Source organism: Lonsdalea britannica, assembly GCF_003515985.1.
Classification (GTDB): domain Bacteria; phylum Pseudomonadota; class Gammaproteobacteria; order Enterobacterales; family Enterobacteriaceae; genus Lonsdalea; species Lonsdalea britannica.
Genome location: NZ_CP023009.1, coordinates 960257 through 978860, shown reverse-complemented (window position 1 = coordinate 978860; position 18604 = coordinate 960257). Strand labels below are relative to the sequence as shown.

Sequence of the window (18604 nt, the reverse complement as noted above, 5' to 3'; positions counted from 1 at the left end):
GGATGATTCGTTTCGAGCAGGTCAGTAAGGCGTATCGTGGCGGTCGCCAGGCATTGCAAGGCGTTGATTTTCATGTCCGACCCGCGGAGATGGTCTTTCTGACCGGCCACTCCGGCGCAGGGAAAAGCACCCTGCTGAAGTTGATTTGCGGGATAGAACGACCGAGCGCGGGACAGATCCTGTTTGGCGGCCATGACATCAGCCGGTTGAAGAAGAGCGAAATCCCCTTCCTGCGCCGTCAGGTCGGTATGATTTTTCAGGATCACCACCTGCTAATGGATCGCTCCGTTTATGAAAACGTGGCAATGCCGCTCATCATTGCCGGCGCATCGGTGGAAGATATTCGGCGTCGCGTGTCGGCGGCGCTGGACAAAGTGGGGCTGCTGGATAAAGCGCGCAGCTACCCCATTCAGCTCTCCGGGGGTGAACAACAGCGTGTGGGCATTGCCCGCGCGGTGGTGAACAAGCCCGTGGTGCTGCTGGCTGATGAACCGACGGGCAACCTCGACGACGAATTGTCCGAAGATATCCTGCGTCTGTTCGAAGAATTTAACCGCGTCGGCGTTACGGTGCTGATGGCAACCCATGATACGGGGCTGATCGCCAGCCGCCGTTACCGGGTTTTGACGCTGTCTCAAGGTCATATGCTGGGAGATAACGTCAATGGCTAATCATCAGGTTCGCAGAAAAGAGAAACACAAACGTCCCGTCAGTAAGGCCCGCGCGCTGAAAGGCGGCTGGCAGGAGCAATGGCGCTACGCCTGGGGGAACACGCTGCGGGATATGCTGCGCCAGCCGCTGGCGACGCTGTTGACCATTATGGTCATCGCGATTTCCCTGACGCTGCCGAGCATCTGTTATCTGGTGTGGAAAAACGTCAGTCAGGCCGCGACGCAGTGGTATCCCACTCCTCAGCTGACCATCTATCTGGATAAGTCGCTGGACGATAAAGCGGCGGAGGGCGTGATCGCTAAAATTCAGGCGACGGACGGGGTCGATAAGGTCAACTATCTGTCGCGTAACGAGGCGATGGGCGAGTTCCGCAACTGGTCCGGTTTTGGCGGCGCGTTGGATATGCTGGAAGAAAATCCGTTGCCGGCCGTGGCCATTGTGACGCCCAAAATGACGTTCCAGAGCGCGGAGACGATGACGTCCCTGCGGGACCGCATTACCGCCGTTGAAGGCGTCGATGAAGTGCGAATGGACGACAGCTGGTATTCGCGTCTGGTGGCGATGACCGGACTCGTCGGGCAAATCGCCTTTACGATCGGCGTGCTGATGATCGTGGCGGTGTTCCTGGTGATCGGCAACAGCATTCGTCTGAGCATTTTCAGCCGTAGAGATACCATCAACGTCATGAAGCTGATTGGCGCGACCGATGGCTTCATTCTGCGGCCGTTCCTGAACGGCGGGGCGCTCCTGGGTCTGTGCGGCGCGGTGTTGTCGCTGATCTTGTCTCAGGCGCTGGTGTGGAAGCTCTCTGCGGCTACCGCGCAGGTCGCCGCCGTCTTCGGCACGACGTTCGCGGTGAAAGGAATGGGCTGGGATGAAGGCCTGCTGCTGCTGCTGGTCGCCGCAATGATTGGCTGGCTGGCCGCGTGGCTGGCGACGGTCCAACATTTACGCCGCTTTACACCGGAGTAAGGGTTTTCTGATATACTCTTCCCTTGTAAAAGGGATTAAATGTCAAGGGAAGAGTATGAAAAAAACCGCTTCCGTAAACACTTTTTCTCCTGATTTATTCTTACTGCACAGCCGTCTTGATATGTAAAAGAAGATGGATAAAATTGTGTGAACTTGTGAGATAAGTCACGCTCTAATAATGAGCGAATTCTAGATTTGAACGTTGATGTGGGTTAGACATTGCTTGTCATGTCCGACGACATAAACAAACCATGAGAGGGTTGAATGACCAAAGATATGCAAACTTTCACCTTAGTTCCCCAGGGCAGTCTGGAAGGGTATATTCGTGCCGCCAATGCCTATCCGATGCTGACGGCGGAGGAAGAACGGGCACTGGCTGAACGGCTGCATTTTGAGGGCGACCTGGATGCGGCTAAGCAGCTGATCCTGTCACACCTGCGCTTTGTCGTTCACGTAGCCCGCAACTATTCCGGCTATGGTCTGCCGCAAGCGGATTTGATCCAGGAAGGCAATATCGGCCTGATGAAAGCCGTGCGTCGGTTCAACCCTGATGTCGGCGTGCGACTGGTGTCTTTTGCCGTCCACTGGATCAAGGCGGAAATCCACGAATACGTGCTGCGCAACTGGCGCATCGTCAAGGTCGCTACGACCAAGGCTCAGCGTAAGCTGTTCTTTAACCTGCGTAAAACCAAGCAGCGTTTGGGCTGGTTCAATCAGGATGAAGTCGAGCTGGTCGCGCGCGAGCTGGGGGTGACCAGCAAAGACGTGCTCGAGATGGAATCCCGCATGGCGGCGCAGGACATGACTTTCGATCCGGCGCCGGAAGATGACGCGCAGCCGGGACACGGCATGGCGCCCATGCTGTACCTGCAGGACAAAACGTCCGACTTTGCCGATGGCATCGAGGAAGACAACTGGGAAAGCCATGCGGCCGATAAACTGGCCCATGCGATGGAAGGTCTGGACGAACGTAGCCAGCATATTATCCGCGCCCGTTGGCTGGACGACGATAATAAGTCCACCCTGCAGGAACTGGCCGATCGCTATGGCGTATCCGCCGAGCGTGTACGTCAGTTGGAAAAGAACGCCATGAAAAAACTGCGCACGGCGATAGAAGCCTAAACAGGCTCACGACTGAACATCGCCGAAAGCAACGGCCGGGCTTGTCTTGGCCGTTGCTGTTTTCATACCAGGTAAAGGCTGATAACTCAGAACGGCCCCGCTGAATTACCGGCTGTATTTCCAACCGCCGGATACCGGATCAAACCCGCAGGATCGCATAAACGCATCCATCACGCTTTCACTGACCAAGGCATGATCGGCTGCATCCAGCCACCACTCTTTGACGTGCGGCAGCGCCCGCAGCACTTCTTCGACTAAATATTTCCCCACTCCTCGCCGACGCGTGACATCCCTTATTTGCAGATCGCAGAGTTTGGCGCTGTCCTGTTTAATTTCCACGATGACGGCCCCGAGCAGGCGATCGTTGAACCGCGCGGCGAACAGCTGGTGGTCAGGGTTCAGGCTCTGCTCCAACTGCGTGAAGTTTTGATGTGGCCATAGCGGGCTTAGATCCAGCTTGTCCTGGTCGGTAAAAGAAGTCAGGCATTCCACGGTCAGTTTCATGCGATGTGCTCCGATTGATGGCGAAGACGATTGTAGTGAGTAGACGCCAGAAAGGTTGTGTCATTTTTTATGTACAGTTTACAGGGCAATGTTTTTCACTTTGGTCATTTTTCGAGTTATTAATTACCTTTCTATATGTCGGTTAGCATAACTGACTAGATATGAAGCAAACCCTGGGGATTAAGACTAAAATTTTATGCTGTTTACACCGTGACTTACTGCGTGTGCGAGTTGCTATGTAGCATAAAATTCCTGTTTAATGGCATGAAAAATAAAATCTTATTGCTAACTATTGCCAAATATTAAGCCTAACTTGTTATTACTTATAAAAAAAGCGTGGGTAGTCACGGTTAGCGCCAAAAATGATCGCAATAAATGAAAATTAGAATGGGGTAAAACGGGATGAAATTAAGCAAAGGCAAAATGTTGCTGATGGGATGTATGGCGATGACGTTGGGTCACGCTGTTAACGCGGCGGATATCAAAGTGGCCGTCGTTGGGGCAATGTCTGGCCCGGTCGCACAGTATGGCGATATGGAATTTAACGGCGCTCGTCAGGCCATCGCGGATATCAACGCCAAGGGCGGCGTCAACGGCAATAAGCTGGTCGGTGTTGAATATGATGACGCCTGCGACCCGAAACAAGCGGTCGCCGTCGCCAACAAAGTGATTAATGACGGCATCCACTATGTCATTGGTCATTTATGCTCTTCCTCCACCCAGCCCGCGTCGGATATCTATGAAGATGAAGGCGTGATCATGATTACGCCCGCCGCTACCAACGCCAACCTGACGACCCGGGGTTATGAGCTGATCCTGCGCACTACCGGGCTGGATTCCGATCAGGGCCCGACCGCCGCCAAATACATTCTTGAAACCGTGAAGCCGCAGCGTATCGCCGTCGTGCATGACAAACAGCAGTACGGTGAAGGTCTGGCGCGCGCCGTTCAGGACAACCTGAAAAAGAGCAATGGCAACGTCGTCCTGTTTGAAGGCGTGACCGCCGGAGATAAAGATTTCTCTACGCTGGTCGCGCGTTTGAAGAAAGAGAACGTCGATTTTGTTTACTTCGGCGGCTACTACCCGGAAATGGGGCAGATCCTGCGCCAGGCGCGTCAAGCGGGTCTGAAAGCTAAGTTCATGGGGCCGGAAGGCGTGGGTAACTCCTCGCTGTCCAATATTGCGGGCGATGCCTCAGAAGGCATGCTGGTCACTCTGCCGAAACGCTACGATCAGGTGCCGGCGAACCAATCCGTCGTGGCGTCGCTGAAAGCGAAGAATCTCGACCCGTCAGGCCCGTTCGTATGGACGACATATGCCGCGTTGCAGTCTCTGACCACGGCCATGCAGCGTTCCGGCAGCATGGAACCCGCCAAACTGGCCGCCGATCTGAAGGCCAAGCCGGTGGAAACGGTGATGGGCCCGTTGAGCTGGGATGAAAAAGGTGACCTGAAAGGGTTTGAGTTTGGTGTATTTGAGTGGCACGCAGACGGTACTTCCTCCTCCGTGAAGTGATTGACTGAATCCGTATTACTCCCTGAATACCGTTGTCCTTCCGTCTCCTGACGGCGGGGCAACGTCAAAGGTTTAAGGTATGTCCGAGCAGTTCCTCTATTTCATTCAGCAGATGTCCAACGGTTTGACGTTGGGCAGCACCTATGCGCTGATCGCCATTGGTTACACCATGGTTTACGGCATTATCGGCATGATTAACTTCGCCCACGGCGAAGTGTATATGATCGGTAGCTATGTCTCCTTTATCGTGATTGCCGCCCTGATGATGATGGGTATCGACACCGGCTGGCTGCTGATCAGCGTCGCCTTTGTCGCGGCGGTCGTGATTTCCAGCGCGTATGGCTGGAGCATTGAGCGCGTGGCCTACAAGCCGGTGCGCAGCTCCAAACGTCTGATTGCGCTGATTTCCGCCATTGGGATGTCTATTTTCCTGCAAAACTACGTCAGCCTGACTCAGGGATCGCGCGACGTGGCACTGCCTAGCCTGATCCACGGTCAGTGGATATTGGGCGAAAGTAACGGTTTTGCCGCTACCCTCAGTACGATGCAGTTGACCATCTGGGTGGTCACCTTCCTGACCATGCTGGCGCTGACGCTGTTTATTCGCTATTCGCGTATGGGCCGCGCCTGCCGCGCCTGTGCGGAAGATTTGAAAATGGCTAGCCTGCTGGGTATCAGTACGGATCGGGTAATCTCGCTGACGTTTGTGATCGGCGCGGCGATGGCCGCGGTCGCCGGCGTCCTGCTAGGACAATTTTACGGCGTTATTAACCCCTACATCGGCTTCATGGCGGGTATGAAGGCGTTTACCGCCGCGGTGCTGGGCGGTATCGGCAGCATCCCCGGCGCGATGATCGGCGGCCTGATTCTGGGTATTGCAGAAGCGCTGACCTCCGCTTATCTGAGCACGGAATACAAAGACGTGGTGTCGTTCGCCCTGTTGATTGTCGTGCTGCTGGTGATGCCTACCGGTATTCTGGGCCGTCCGGAGGTAGAGAAGGTATGAAACAGCATAACGTCTTCAACGCCTTCTTCTCGGCGTTTGTCCTGCTGGTGCTGGCCTCATTCATGATGGGAATGCAGTTGAGCCTGGATGGCACGAAGCTGGTGGTTCATGGCGCGGATAAAGTGCGCTGGTACTGGATCGCCGCAGGCTGTGTCGTGGTTTTTCTGTTCCAACTGCTGCGTCCTCTGCTGGCGCGGGGCGCGCAGCAATTTTCCGGTAAAGGTCTGGTGCTGCCGAGCTTTGACGGCAGTACGCCTCGGCAGAAACTGCTGGCGCTGCTGCTGATTGCCGCTGCGGTGGCCTGGCCGTTTATCGTGTCCCGCGGCACGGTCGACATCGCCACGCTGACGCTGATTTATATCATGCTGGGTTTGGGTCTGAACGTGGTGGTGGGCCTGTCCGGTCTGCTGGTTCTGGGCTACAGCGGCTTCTATGCGATTGGCGCTTATACCTATGCGTTGCTGAGCAACTACTACGGGCTTGGTTTCTGGCAGTCTCTGCCGCTGGCGGGGCTGACGGCGGCGCTGTCCGGCTTTCTGCTGGGATTCCCGGTGCTCAGGCTGCGCGGCGATTATCTGGCGATCGTGACGCTGGGATTCGGCGAAATTGTCCGTATCCTTCTGCTTAACAACACCGCGTGGACCGGCGGCCCGAACGGCATCAGCCAAATTCCCAAGCCAACGCTGTTTGGGCTGGAGTTCAGCCGCACGCCGCGTGAGGGCGGATGGGATACGTTCCATCATTTCTTCGGGCTTGCTTACGATCCCGGCGACCGCATTATCTTCCTGTATCTGGTCGCGTTACTGCTGGTGGTACTGACGCTGTTCATCATCAACCGCCTGTTGCGTATGCCGCTGGGCCGTGCATGGGAAGCGCTGCGGGAAGATGAAATCGCCTGCCGCTCTCTGGGCCTCAGCCCGACCAAAATCAAACTGACGGCCTTTACCATCAGCGCCGCGTTTGCGGGCTTTGCCGGCACGCTGTTTGCCGCCCGTCAGGGATTTATCAGCCCCGAGTCGTTTACCTTCGCCGAGTCCGCCTTCGTGCTGGCTATCGTCGTGCTGGGCGGTATGGGGTCGCAGTTCGCGGTTATTCTGGCAGCGGTGCTGCTGGTGGTTTCCCGTGAGCTGATGCGCGATCTCAACGAGTACAGCATGCTGTTGCTGGGCGCCCTGATGGTGCTGATGATGATCTGGCGTCCGCAGGGACTGTTGCCGATGAAACGGCCGCAGATGAAGCTGAAGGTTGAGGATAAGGAAGGACAGGCATGAGTACGCAGCCATTATTATCGGTACGGGGCCTGATGATGCGTTTCGGCGGTCTGCTGGCCGTCAACAATGTTGAGCTGGATCTGCATGCCGGTGAAATCGTCTCGTTAATTGGTCCGAACGGCGCAGGCAAGACCACCATTTTTAACTGCCTGACCGGATTTTATCGCCCGACCGGCGGCACGATTCTGTTACGCGATCAGCATCTCGAATCGCTGCCAGGACAGCAGATCGCCCGAATGGGCGTCGTGCGCACGTTCCAGCATGTGCGTTTGTTCCGCGAGATGACGGTGATTGAAAACCTGCTGGTCGCTCAGCATCAGCACCTGAAAAGCGGCGTCTTCGCCGGACTATTGAAAACCCCTGCCTTTCGCCGTGCGGAAGCGGACGCGCAGGCGCGCGCCGTCACTTGGCTGGAGCGAGTCGGGCTGTTGGATCTGGCGAACCGTCAGGCTGGCAATCTGGCCTATGGGCAGCAGCGCCGGTTGGAAATCGCCCGCTGTATGGTGACGCGTCCGGAGCTGTTGATGCTGGACGAACCGGCCGCAGGTCTGAACCCGAAAGAAACCGACGAGCTGAACGACCTGATTGTCGATCTGCGCGATAACCATCAGGTCTCCGTCCTGCTGATTGAACACGATATGAAACTGGTGATGGGCATTTCAAACCGCATCTACGTGGTGAATCAGGGGACGCCGCTGGCACAGGGCACGCCGGCTGAGATTCGTAATAACCCGGATGTGATCCGTGCCTATCTGGGTGAAGGATAAGGTTATGTTGTCATTAAATCAGGTATCGGCGCATTACGGTAAAATCCAGGCGCTGCATCAGGTCGACCTGCATATCAATCAGGGCGAAATCGTCACCCTGATCGGCGCTAACGGCGCAGGAAAAACGACGCTGCTGGGGACGTTGTGCGGTGACCCGCGGGCGTCTACCGGGTCCATCGTGTTCGACGGTAAGGAGATTACCGACTGGCCGACGGCGCGGATCATGCGAGAAGCCATCGCAATCGTACCCGAGGGGCGTCGGGTCTTTTCCCGCATGACGGTGGAAGAAAATCTGGCGATGGGAGGCTTTTTCGCCGAACGTGAGCAGTATGATGCGCGTATTGAGCGGGTGTATACGCTGTTTCCGCGCCTGAGAGAACGTCGTACTCAGCGTTCGGGCACGATGTCCGGCGGTGAACAGCAGATGCTGGCGATTGGTCGCGCGTTAATGAGCCAACCGCGTCTGCTGTTGCTGGATGAACCGTCTCTGGGACTGGCTCCGATCGTGATTCAGCAGATTTTCGACACCATTCAGCAGTTGCGTGAAGAAGGGATGACCATCTTCCTGGTGGAGCAGAACGCTAATCAGGCGTTGCGTCTTGCCGACCGCGGTTATGTTCTGGAAAATGGACGCGTGGTGCTGGAAGATACCGGTGCGGCGCTGTTGGCGAACGAAGCGGTGCGCTCCGCCTATCTGGGCGGTTAAACTTTTCTTTGGCCGGGGTTCTCCCGGCCTGTTTCTATTATTCCCTCTTTTTCATGAGTGAGCATTGTTATGGCAATGGGTAAGTTGGTAGCGCAGCGGATGGAGCGGCTTAAAAGCTCCGCGATTCGAGAACTGCTGAAGCACAGCAAAATGGATGGCGTGATTTCGTTGGCGGGAGGGATACCTTCAGACGCGCTGTTTGACTTTGACGGACTGCGGCAGGCGACGGAACTGGCGATCGTCGAGCAACCGAAGGCGGCGTTCCAGTATGGCCTGACCGAAGGCAGCCCGGTGCTGCGTGAACGCATTGCCGAGCTGTGCGAACTGCGTGGCGTACAAACCTGTGCGGACGATATCGTCGTCACCGCAGGCTCCCAGCAGGCGCTGGATTTGGTCATGCGCGCAACGGTCGATCCGCAGGATGTTTTCGTCGTTGAGCGACCGACCTACCTGGCGGCGTTGCAGACGTTGGAACTGGCGGAAGCGCAGATTATGTCGGTCTCTTCCGACGAACACGGCATGGTCGTTGACGAACTGGAAGCGCTGCTGGCCACGCAGCGTATCAAAGGCGTTTATCTGGTGCCGAACTTCGGCAACCCCAGCGGCGTTTCGCTGAGCGAGGCTCGGCGCAAGCAGCTGGTTGCGCTGGCCGCGAAGCATGATTTCCTGATTATCGAGGACGATCCCTACGGTGAACTGCGGTTTACCGAGACGCGCCATGCGACGCTGTATCAGCTGGCGAATGAGGCCGGACACGCCGATCGCGTGGTTTACCTCTCTTCTTTCTCCAAGGTGCTGGCACCGGGCCTGCGTCTGGGCTGGGCCGTACTGCCCGACTGGTTGCTGCACAACGTGGCGATCATCAAGCAGGCTGCGGACTTGCACGCCAGCGCGCTGTCCCAGGCAATTGTGGAGAACTATTTAGGGTTGGGTCGTTTGCCGAAGCAGATCGAAACCATCCGTCATGCTTATCGTCAAAAAGGCGAGCGCCTTTCCGCGTTGGTTGAAGAGCAGCTCGGCGATGTGTTGACCTTCAATCAGCCAGAAGGCGGCATGTTCCTGTGGGCGCGCTTCCGTGAGACGTTCGATACGACCGAATGGTTGAAAAAAACGTTGGCAGAAGGGGTGGTGTTCGTGCCGGGCGAGTTCTTCTTCGCAGAACAACCGGACCGTTCAACGCTGCGCCTGTCTTTCGCGACGGCGACGGAAGAGCAGATGCATGAAGCCGTAGCGCGTCTGCGCCGGGCGCTGTAAATCAGAGACGTAAAAAGCCCCGCGAGAGCGCGGGGCTGTGGAAGGAATTCGCGGTTGCCATCCTGCCATTCGCCAACGCGTTATGCCGTTAGGCCAATGGCCGATCTAGCATGACGTCTGGCTTTCAGGCGGCAACTCGCCGGAACGCCGCATTATCGCGGCTGTTCCGTGGGGAATATCAGAAACGCTCCCAGTCGTCTTCGCTGCCACCCGCGCTTGCCAATGCGGGTTTTGGCTGAGACGCGGCTGCCGGTCTTTTGACGGGCGCTTTGGCGCCGGGCAGAGCGTGCGCGCCTTCCACTTTAAATACCTGCATCAGATCCACCAGATTGGACGCCTGTGAGCTGAGGCTGTCTGCGGCGCTGGCGGACTCTTCCACCAACGCGGCGTTCTGCTGAGTCACCTGGTCAAGCTGGTTCACCGCATCGTTAATCTGGGTGATCCCATCCTGCTGTTCGTGGGTGGTGACGCCGATTTCGCTGATGAGATCGGCGACGCGGTGAGCCTGCTCGACGATCTCATCCATTGTCGTTCCCGCGTTGCCGACCAACTTAGAGCCGGTTTCCACTTTTTCCACGCTTTCCGTGATGAGGTCTTTGATCTCCTTGGCGGCAGACGCGGAACGCTGTGCCAGAGAGCGAACTTCACCGGCCACCACCGCAAATCCACGTCCCTGTTCACCTGCTCGGGCAGCTTCTACAGCGGCGTTCAGCGCCAGAATATTGGTCTGGAACGCAATGCCATCGATGACACTGATGATGTCGCTGATTTTGTGAGAGCTGGAGGTGATCTCGTTCATGGTGTTGACGACGTCGCTGACCACGGTGTTGCCTTTGGTCGCAGAGTCGCTGGCGGACTTCGCCAGTTCCGTCGCCATGCGCACGGTATCCACGTTCTGTTTGACGGTCTGGCTGATCTGCTCCATCGACGCCGCCGTCTGCTGGAGATTCGCCGCCTGCTCTTCGGTACGCTGGCTCAGATCGGTGTTGCCCATGGCGATCTGGCTGGAGCCGGTAGCGATGGATTCACTGCTTTGACGTACCTGATTGACCGTCGTGCTCAGGCTGTTGCGCATTTCTTCCATCGCAGCCAGCAGGCTGGATGTGTCGTTGTCGCGCAGCTTGACGCGCATGGCCAGGTCGCCTTTGGCGATAGCGCCGGCAATTTGCGCAGCATAGGCCGGCTCACCCCCCAACTGGTTGATGATGCGACGGGTAATCAGCCAGGCGGTTATTCCGCCCAGTACGGCGACAAGCACAGCTAAAGCCACCATCACCGCACCGGAGCGGTTGGCCTGATGGCCAGACTGTTCGGCGTCGCTGATGGTGGTTTCTTTCTGGAAGTTCAGAATGTTGTCGACGGCCTTGAAGATTTTGTCCTGCTCATCGTGTACCTCCGTGAGGATGGTGTCTCTGGCTTCTTCCTGTCGGTTCGCCAGCCCTAACGTGAGCGCTTTTCTGACGGCGGCGACATAACCCGGCTGAACCTGAGACAGCTGGTTGACCAAAGTCGACATTTCCTGTGTGGACACGGAGCGGCTGACTTCATTCAATGTTGCGGTATTGACCGTGATGATGTCTTCGATCTGTTTTTGTCGGCTCAGCATTTGATCGCGATCTTTCAGCAGCGCGATATCACGGACGGAGCGGGCAACCACGTTGACGTTGTCTTTAAACTCCTGGAACTGCAGCAGACGGGTGATACGCAGCTCGGACAACGTCTGAACGTTGGCGCTGATCTGCTTGAGCTGAAACAGGCCGAACAGGGCGACCAAAAAGCCGATAGCAATGACCAGCGAAAAACCGCTGCCCAGCATGGTGCTGAGCTTCATGTTTTTTAGCAATTTCATAATGTCCCTTTGGGTTGGCGGACACCTGATTTTTCATGGTGAAGTCCGGGTGTCTAAAAAATGTAAAGCGGGCCGAACGCGGTATGTCATTGGCAATCGCCTTTACTGCCATATGGCGACATACCATTTAGGAACCCTCAGGGGTCTTTATCGGCTGCGTTTCTTGAGCCTGTACCATCAATTTTCAAAACATGTTGATAACAGAACGCCAGTGACCGGGGCGTAATGTTAGGGAGATGACAGAACGTTTAAAAAGCGATGCTCATCGGCCATGCTGCGCCTGAAAGTAGTCGGCAAAAGCGCGTCACCCTTTTATTTGCTGGATTTTTTCTCAGCGCAGTGCTGGCGGTGAATGACTCGTTTTTATCCTGTCTGATATGGCTTCTTTTCACGCGTTTTGCTGAATGCCTTTGCCATCGGGGTGTCATTTTTTTGTCATTTAAAAGTTATTTTTATGTCATCTGCACATGTCATGTTACCTGCCACATTTATGGCTCCCACCGGGGGGCCGAACGGTATTTTTGCAGGAGACTGGCATGTTGAAACACGCAATCCGCACCGTCGCCGCCAGCGCCGTCATGGCGATGGCCCTCACTTCTCAGGCGCAGGCGGTGACCGACATCCCGTTCTGGCATGCGATGGAAGGGGAGCTGGGGAAAACGGTCAATACGTTGGCGGACCGCTTTAACCAGAGCCAGAATGACGTCAGGATTGTGCCCGTCTACAAGGGCAACTACGAACAGACGCTGGCCGCCGGGATTGCCGCCTACCGCAGTGGGAATGGGCCTGCGATCTTGCAGGTCTATGAGGTGGGCACCGCCACCATGATGGCGAGCAAGGCCATCAAACCGGTTTACGAGGTATTCCAACAGTCGGGCGTGCCGTTCGATGAGAGCGTATTCGTGCCGACGGTCTCCGGCTATTACACCGATGCCAAAAGCGGCCATCTGTTGTCTCAGCCGTTTAACAGCTCCACGCCGGTGCTTTATTACAACAAGGATGCATTCAAAAAGGCGGGCCTGGACCCGGAACAGCCGCCGAAAACCTGGCAGCAGATGGCGGAGTACACAGCCAAACTACGCTCCTCCGGCATGAAATGCGGTTACTCCAGCGGCTGGCAGGGATGGATTCAGCTCGAAAACTTCAGCGCCTGGCATGGTCTGCCGTTCGCGAGTCAAAACAACGGTTTTGACGGCACTGACGCGGTGCTTGAGTTCAATCAGCCCGCTCAGGTCAAACACATCGCCCTGCTGGAGGCCATGAACAAGAAAGGGGACTTTACCTACTACGGGCGCAAGGACGAATCGACAGAGAAATTCTATAACGGCGACTGCGCCATGATCACGGCCTCCTCAGGTTCGTTGGCGGGTATTCGTCAGTACGCCAAATTCCACTTCGGCGTCGGCATGATGCCGTATGACGCCGACGAGAAAGGCGCGCCTCAGAACGCCATTATCGGCGGAGCCAGCCTTTGGGTGATGAACGGCAAGGATCCCGCCACCTATCACGGCGTGGCGGAATTTATGCAGTTTCTGGCGAAGCCGGAGATCGCCGCCGAGTGGCACCAGAAGACCGGCTATCTGCCGATTACTGCCGCCGCCTACGACCTGACGCGCCAGCAGGGCTTCTACGAGCAGAATCCCGGCGCGGATATCGCCACCCGTCAGATGTTGAACAAACCGCCGTTGCCGTTCACCAAAGGGCTGCGTCTGGGCAATATGCTGCAAATCCGCACCATCGTGGACGAAGAAATGGAGAGCGTCTGGATCGGCAAGAAAACGCCGCAGCAGGCGCTGGATGCCGCGGTACAGCGGGGAAATATGCAACTGCGTCGCTTCGAACAATCCACCCGGTAAGTGTGTTTTAGGCCGAAAGGACGCGGCCTATTCCTATTGAGATTATCCGATGAATGCTTCCCGCCCCGTTTTTAGCCGCAGCTGGCTGCCTTATGCGCTGGTGCTTCCGCAGCTGTCGATTACGGCGATATTCTTCCTCTGGCCCGCCGGGCAGGCGCTGTGGTACTCCGTGCAGGACGTCGACCCGTTTGGACTATCAAGCCGGTTTGCCGGGTTGAATAACTTTATCCAGCTGTTTCACGATCCCTACTATCTCGAGTCGTTCTACACCACCCTGTGGTTCAGCGGGCTGGTCACGTTTTTCGGGCTGATCATCTCCCTGTTTCTCGCGGCGTTAGTCAATCATGTGACGCGTGGGCGGCGGATTTACCAGACACTGCTGATCTTGCCCTATGCCATCGCGCCCGCGGTGGCAGCGGTGCTGTGGATGTTCTTGTTTAATCCGGGTCTGGGCCTCATCGCCTACTGGCTACGTCACCTGGGCTATGACTGGAATCATGCTCAGAACAGCGGTCAGGCGATGCTGTTGGTGGTAGTGGCGTCGGTCTGGAAACAGATCAGCTATAACTTCCTGTTTTTCCTGGCGGCATTGCAGTCTGTGCCGCGCTCTCTGATTGAAGCCGCTGCGATTGACGGCGCGGGACCAGTCCGGCGTTTCTTCAATGTGGTGCTGCCGCTGATCTCGCCGGTAAGCTTCTTCCTGCTGGTGGTCAATCTGGTCTACGCATTCTTCGATACATTCCCGGTGATTGACGCCGCGACGGCCGGCGGCCCGGTACAGGCCACAACCACGTTGATTTATAAGGTGTATCGCGAAGGCTTTGCCGGATTGGATCTCGCCAGTTCGGCCGCGCAGTCGGTGGTGCTGATGGTGTTGGTGATCGTGCTGACGGTGATTCAGTTCCGCTTCGTTGAGCGTAAGGTGAACTATCAATGATTGAGCATCGTCGCGGGCTGAATATTTTCAGCCATGTCATGTTGGCGGTCGCGCTGCTGGTGGTGCTGTTTCCGCTGTATATCGCGGTGGTGACGGCGACGCTGGATCAGGCGCAGGCTTCGCAGGCGCCGATGACGCTCATCCCCGGCAGCCATCTCTGGCAGAACTTCACTACCATTTGGCAGCATGGGGTCGGCAACAACAACAGCGCGCCGTTCGGCTGGCTGCTGATCAACAGTTTCATCATGGCGTTGACCATCACGGTGGGGAAAATCAGCGTGTCGATGCTGTCTGCCTACGCCATGGTGTATTTCCGCTTTCCCCTACGGCAGGTCTTTTTCTGGATGATTTTCACCACCCTGATGCTGCCGGTGGAGGTGCGTATTTTCCCGACGGTGGAGGTGATTTCTCATCTCGGCATGATGAACAGCTACACCGGTTTGACGCTGCCGCTGATGGCTTCGGCCACCGCAACCTTTCTGTTCCGGCAGTGTTTCATGACGCTGCCGGATGAACTGATGGAAGCGGCGCGTATCGACGGCGCGGGTCCGATGCGCTTTTTCTTCGACATGGTGCTGCCGTTATCCAAAACCAATTTGGCGGCGCTGTTCGTCATTATTTTCATCTACGGCTGGAACCAGTATCTGTGGCCGCTGCTGATTGTAAGCGATTCGCGTCTCGGCACCGCCGTGGCGGGTGTTCAGAGCATGATCGCCAGCAGCGACAGCCCGACTCGCTGGGAGCATGTGATGGCGGCGATGCTGCTCACCATGCTGCCGCCGATATTGGTTGTGCTGCTGATGCAGCGCTGGTTTGTCCGTGGACTGGTCGACAGTGAGAAATAAGACGCTATGACATCGTTAAAACTACAGGCCGTCACTAAATCCTACGACGGCAAAACGCAGATCATCAACCCCATCAACCTGGACGTGGCCGATGGGGAGTTCGTCGTGCTCGTTGGCCCGTCGGGCTGCGGTAAGTCGACGTTGCTGCGCATGGTCGCCGGTCTGGAACAGACGACGAGCGGCGATATTTATATTGGCGACGAGCGCGTTACGGAAAAAGAGCCGAAAGATCGCGGTATTGCGATGGTGTTCCAGAATTACGCGCTTTATCCGCACATGAGCGTCTATCAAAACATGGCCTACGGGCTGAAAATTCGCGGTCTGGGCAAAGAGCAGATCCGTAAACGGGTCGAAGAAGCCGCGCGGATTCTGGAGCTGCTGCCGTTGCTGGAGCGTAAACCGCGCGAGCTGTCCGGCGGTCAGCGCCAGAGGGTGGCGATGGGGCGCGCCATCGTGCGAGAACCGGCGGTGTTTTTGTTCGACGAACCGTTATCGAATCTGGATGCCCGGCTGCGTGTCCAGATGCGGCTGGAGCTGCGGCAGCTGCATCAGCGGCTACGGACCACCAGCCTGTATGTCACGCACGATCAGGTCGAAGCGATGACGCTCGCGCAGCGGGTGATCGTCATGAACAAGGGCGTGGCCGAACAGATCGGCGCGCCCGCCGAGATCTATCGTCGCCCGGCAACGCTGTTCGTCGCGAGTTTTATCGGGTCGCCCGCCATGAATCTGCTCTCAGGCCGGGTCAGTGACGACGGCGACCGGCTGATCTTATCCTCCGATCTGGCGTTAACGCTACCAGCTTCAAAACCCGAGTGGCGGGGGCGAGAAGTGACCCTCGGTGTTCGGCCGGAACACATTCTACTGGCGGACGGTCCGGACAATGCCGTGCCGATGACGGTCGACACGGTGGAATTATTGGGCGCGGATAATCTGGCGTATGGACGGTGGGCAGGGCAGAATGTCATCGTGCGCTTGTCGCACGAATATTGTCCGGCCGTGGGCGCTACCCTCTGGCTGCATGTGCCGGCCTCGTCGTGGCATATATTTGATTCGCAGAGCGGATTACGGATGGAACGATGACACACTCTTGGCCTTATCCTGCTTATGTCGCCCATCGTGGCGGTGGTTCACTGGCGCCGGAAAATACGCTGGCGGCGATTGATGCTGGCGCACGTTACGGGCATCGAATGATTGAAATTGACGCCAAGCTGTCGCGCGACGGGCAGGTTTTCCTGCTGCACGATGACACGCTGGATCGCACCACCAACGGTTGGGGGATTGCGGGCGAGCAGAGCTGGGAACAGCTATCCCGGCTGGACGCGGGCAGTTGGTTTGGACGGACATTCCGCGGCGAACATTTGCCGTCGCTGGCGGACGTGGCGCAGCGCAGCGTTCGTTACGATATTCTGGTGAACATCGAAATTAAGCCGACTACCGGTAAGGAAGCGGAAACCGGCCGGGTCGTCGCGTTGGCGGCGCGGGAACTGTGGCAACATCGTGTTGTTCCTCCGTTGCTGTCTTCTTTCTCCGTCGAGGCGTTGGAAGCGGCTCAGCAGGCGGCGCCTGAATTGCCTCGCGGGCTGCTGCTGGACGAGTGGCGCGAGGACTGGCTGACGCTGACGCAGCGGTTGGCGTGCGTGTCGATTCACCTCAATCATGCGCTCCTCGATGAAGCGCGCGTGGCGGAGTTGAAGCAGGCTGGGTTGCGAATTCTGGTCTACACCGTCAACCAGCCGGAACGGGCGCAAGACTTATTGCGCTGGGGCGTTGATGCTATCTGCACTGACCGGATAGATTTGATTGGGACAGCGGAAATCGCCGACTGAAGCTGTCTCCAGGATGGCATGTCGGTCAACGCTCGGCGTTTTCCATTCTTAGCCGCATTGGATGCCGTCATCCGGCAGTTTCGCATTATCCTCTGTATGGATAGAGCGAGCCTGCCGTTATGAGGCGGCTCAGGGACGATGTCGCAAACATTAAGGAAGAAGGGCTATGCCCGCGTTTATTGTTTCACTCTGGCACCAGATTTATCTGTCTTTACCTCTTTTCGTTCTGATTGCGTTGGGATATGGCCTCGTCCGCGTGGGCCATTGGCCGGCCGACATCGCTGACGCATTGACCAGTTTCATTTTCAATATTGCGCTACCCGCAATGTTATTCCTTATGATGTGCGACTTCGCCGACCGCCCGGCGGTGGATGCCCGCTTGTTGATTGCCTTCTTCGGCAGCTGTCTGGCCGTGTTTATATTAGGGCGTGTGATTGCCCGCTGGGTATTCAAGTTAGATGGGGTATCAGGTTCGATCTTTGCGCTGAGCGGTATTTTCTCCAACAACGTCATGCTGGGTCTGCCTATCGCCACGATGATGTTGGGGCCGGAGGCGATCCCCTCCGTGGCGCTGGTGCTGATTTTCAACGGCCTGATCCTCTGGACGCTGGTCACCGTGTCCGTCGAATGGGCTCGCAATGGCGCGCTATCGTTAAAGGGATTCACCGCCACCGCGCTGGGCGTGCTCAAAAACCCGCTGATCATCGGTATTCTGTCTGGCACGCTGTTTGGCTTTACCGGTCTGCCGTTGCCCGAGGTGGCGGAGCGCTCGGTGAATATGCTGGGCCAGAGCGCCGTTCCGCTGTCGCTGGTGGCGCTGGGCATGGGGCTGGCGGAGTATCAGATCCGCGAGGGGTGGAGAATCAGCGTCGCCATCTGCATCATCAAGCTGTTGGTACAACCGCTTATCGTGTGGTTGCTGGCGGTTGCGTTGGGATTGCCTGAGATGGAAACACGAGTGGTGGTTCTGCTGGGTTCAATGGCTATCGGAGTGAACATCTATCTGATGTCGCGTCAGTTCAACGCGCTGGGCGGCCCAGTGGCCGCCAGTCTGTTGTTATCCACGTTGCTGGCGGCGGTGACGACGCCGCTCATCCTGACGCTGATGGGCGTTCGTATATAACGCCGGCTCTCAGGGCGTGGTTGACGGCATCACGCGCTGTTGCGTCTGTTGTTGTTGCTGCCTGAGCTGCTGCTGTCGCGCGGCGCTGTTTTGCTGGATGCTCTGATTCAACTGCTGCTGCTGTAACTTCTGATCCTGTTGCATCTGCTGTTGCAGCCGTTTTTGGCTGCCGATGCCGCTTTCAAACTGTTGCTGTTGGGTCGATGGCAGGGGCGCTGCATTTGCCCACAGGGCCATCGATGAGAGTAAAACGCCGAGCATGACTGTCCGAATCACGTTGTGGTGCATACGTCCTCCGCGGGAAAGCCGCCTGTCGCTTAAGTTTAGTCGTTAATTGTCTCGCCGTCGCCCGCAGGCTGGGGTGGTGCGCAGGGAT

Annotated in this window: 18 protein-coding genes; 15 read left to right on the top strand and 3 right to left on the bottom strand. The window is 56.9% G+C overall.

Annotation, left to right across the window (positions count from 1 at the left end; all coding sequences use genetic code 11):
- Positions 1 to 2: 2 nt before the first annotated feature.
- The 3 genes from ftsE to rpoH all read left to right on the top strand — a co-directional run bounded on the left by ftsE (position 3) and on the right by rpoH (position 2766).
- The gene (ftsE, locus tag CKQ53_RS04670) at positions 3 to 671 is read left to right on the top strand and encodes a cell division ATP-binding protein FtsE (RefSeq protein ID WP_085652321.1); all 669 of its coding nucleotides are present in this window, start codon (positions 3 to 5) and stop codon (positions 669 to 671) included.
- Complete coding sequence (ftsX, locus tag CKQ53_RS04665) at positions 664 to 1644, top strand: permease-like cell division protein FtsX (RefSeq protein WP_094118698.1); 981 nt, start codon at positions 664 to 666, stop codon at positions 1642 to 1644. The genes ftsE and ftsX overlap by 8 nt, the downstream gene beginning before the upstream one ends.
- A 264-nt stretch (positions 1645 to 1908) precedes the next feature.
- Positions 1909 to 2766 carry an RNA polymerase sigma factor RpoH gene (gene rpoH / locus CKQ53_RS04660; protein ID WP_085652319.1) on the top strand — a complete coding sequence of 286 codons (858 nt, stop codon included), beginning with the start codon at positions 1909 to 1911 and terminating at the stop codon, positions 2764 to 2766.
- 105 nt (positions 2767 to 2871) lie between these two features.
- On the opposite strand, the gene panM is transcribed toward rpoH, so the two are convergent.
- Positions 2872 to 3270 (bottom strand): aspartate 1-decarboxylase autocleavage activator PanM, encoded by a 399-nt coding sequence (gene panM / locus CKQ53_RS04655; protein ID WP_085652318.1) that lies wholly within the window; start codon positions 3268 to 3270, stop codon positions 2872 to 2874.
- Positions 3271 to 3672: 402 nt separating this feature from the next.
- Here panM and CKQ53_RS04650 point away from each other — a divergent pair, with 402 nt between their 5' ends.
- The 6 genes from CKQ53_RS04650 (at position 3673) to CKQ53_RS04625 (ending at position 9789) form a co-directional block, all read left to right on the top strand.
- Positions 3673 to 4785, top strand: coding sequence for a branched-chain amino acid ABC transporter substrate-binding protein (locus CKQ53_RS04650; protein ID WP_085652317.1), 1113 nt, complete (start codon positions 3673 to 3675; stop codon positions 4783 to 4785).
- Between the two features lie 79 nt (positions 4786 to 4864).
- Positions 4865 to 5791, top strand: coding sequence for a high-affinity branched-chain amino acid ABC transporter permease LivH (gene livH / locus CKQ53_RS04645; protein WP_085652316.1), 927 nt, complete (start codon positions 4865 to 4867; stop codon positions 5789 to 5791).
- A complete protein-coding gene (locus CKQ53_RS04640; protein WP_118894708.1) occupies positions 5788 to 7062 on the top strand; it encodes a high-affinity branched-chain amino acid ABC transporter permease LivM in 1275 nt (424 codons plus the stop codon). The genes livH and CKQ53_RS04640 overlap by 4 nt, the downstream gene beginning before the upstream one ends.
- Entirely contained in the window at positions 7059 to 7829 is a 771-nt protein-coding gene (gene livG / locus CKQ53_RS04635) for a high-affinity branched-chain amino acid ABC transporter ATP-binding protein LivG (protein WP_085652314.1), read from the top strand. The genes CKQ53_RS04640 and livG overlap by 4 nt, the downstream gene beginning before the upstream one ends.
- A gap of 4 nt (positions 7830 to 7833) precedes the next feature.
- A complete protein-coding gene (gene livF / locus CKQ53_RS04630) occupies positions 7834 to 8535 on the top strand; it encodes a high-affinity branched-chain amino acid ABC transporter ATP-binding protein LivF (RefSeq protein WP_085652313.1) in 702 nt (233 codons plus the stop codon).
- 69 nt (positions 8536 to 8604) lie between these two features.
- Positions 8605 to 9789: an aminotransferase-like domain-containing protein gene (locus CKQ53_RS04625; protein ID WP_094118699.1), complete on the top strand. Its 1185-nt coding sequence runs from the start codon at positions 8605 to 8607 to the stop codon at positions 9787 to 9789.
- A gap of 178 nt (positions 9790 to 9967) precedes the next feature.
- On the opposite strand, the gene CKQ53_RS04620 is transcribed toward CKQ53_RS04625, so the two are convergent.
- Entirely contained in the window at positions 9968 to 11638 is a 1671-nt protein-coding gene (locus CKQ53_RS04620; protein ID WP_118894706.1) for a methyl-accepting chemotaxis protein, read from the bottom strand.
- Between the two features lie 578 nt (positions 11639 to 12216).
- Here CKQ53_RS04620 and ugpB point away from each other — a divergent pair.
- From ugpB to CKQ53_RS04590, 6 genes are all read left to right on the top strand, one after another.
- Positions 12217 to 13494: a sn-glycerol-3-phosphate ABC transporter substrate-binding protein UgpB gene (gene ugpB, locus CKQ53_RS04615; protein ID WP_420844236.1), complete on the top strand. Its 1278-nt coding sequence runs from the start codon at positions 12217 to 12219 to the stop codon at positions 13492 to 13494.
- 49 nt (positions 13495 to 13543) lie between these two features.
- Complete coding sequence (ugpA, locus tag CKQ53_RS04610) at positions 13544 to 14431, top strand: sn-glycerol-3-phosphate ABC transporter permease UgpA (protein ID WP_094118701.1); 888 nt, start codon at positions 13544 to 13546, stop codon at positions 14429 to 14431.
- Positions 14428 to 15276: a sn-glycerol-3-phosphate ABC transporter permease UgpE gene (gene ugpE / locus CKQ53_RS04605; protein ID WP_085653800.1), complete on the top strand. Its 849-nt coding sequence runs from the start codon at positions 14428 to 14430 to the stop codon at positions 15274 to 15276. The genes ugpA and ugpE overlap by 4 nt, the downstream gene beginning before the upstream one ends.
- Positions 15277 to 15282: 6 nt before the next feature.
- Positions 15283 to 16359, top strand: coding sequence for a sn-glycerol-3-phosphate import ATP-binding protein UgpC (locus tag CKQ53_RS04600; RefSeq protein WP_094118702.1), 1077 nt, complete (start codon positions 15283 to 15285; stop codon positions 16357 to 16359).
- Positions 16356 to 17105: a glycerophosphodiester phosphodiesterase gene (gene ugpQ, locus CKQ53_RS04595; protein ID WP_094118703.1), complete on the top strand. Its 750-nt coding sequence runs from the start codon at positions 16356 to 16358 to the stop codon at positions 17103 to 17105. The genes CKQ53_RS04600 and ugpQ overlap by 4 nt, the downstream gene beginning before the upstream one ends.
- 166 nt (positions 17106 to 17271) lie before the next feature.
- On the top strand, positions 17272 to 18228 hold the full coding sequence (locus CKQ53_RS04590) for an AEC family transporter (protein ID WP_094118704.1): 957 nt from the start codon (positions 17272 to 17274) through the stop codon (positions 18226 to 18228).
- Positions 18229 to 18237: 9 nt separating this feature from the next.
- Here the strand turns inward: CKQ53_RS04590 and CKQ53_RS04585 are convergent, their stop codons facing one another.
- Entirely contained in the window at positions 18238 to 18516 is a 279-nt protein-coding gene (locus CKQ53_RS04585; RefSeq protein ID WP_094118705.1) for a hypothetical protein, read from the bottom strand.
- Positions 18517 to 18604: the final 88 nt, after the last annotated feature.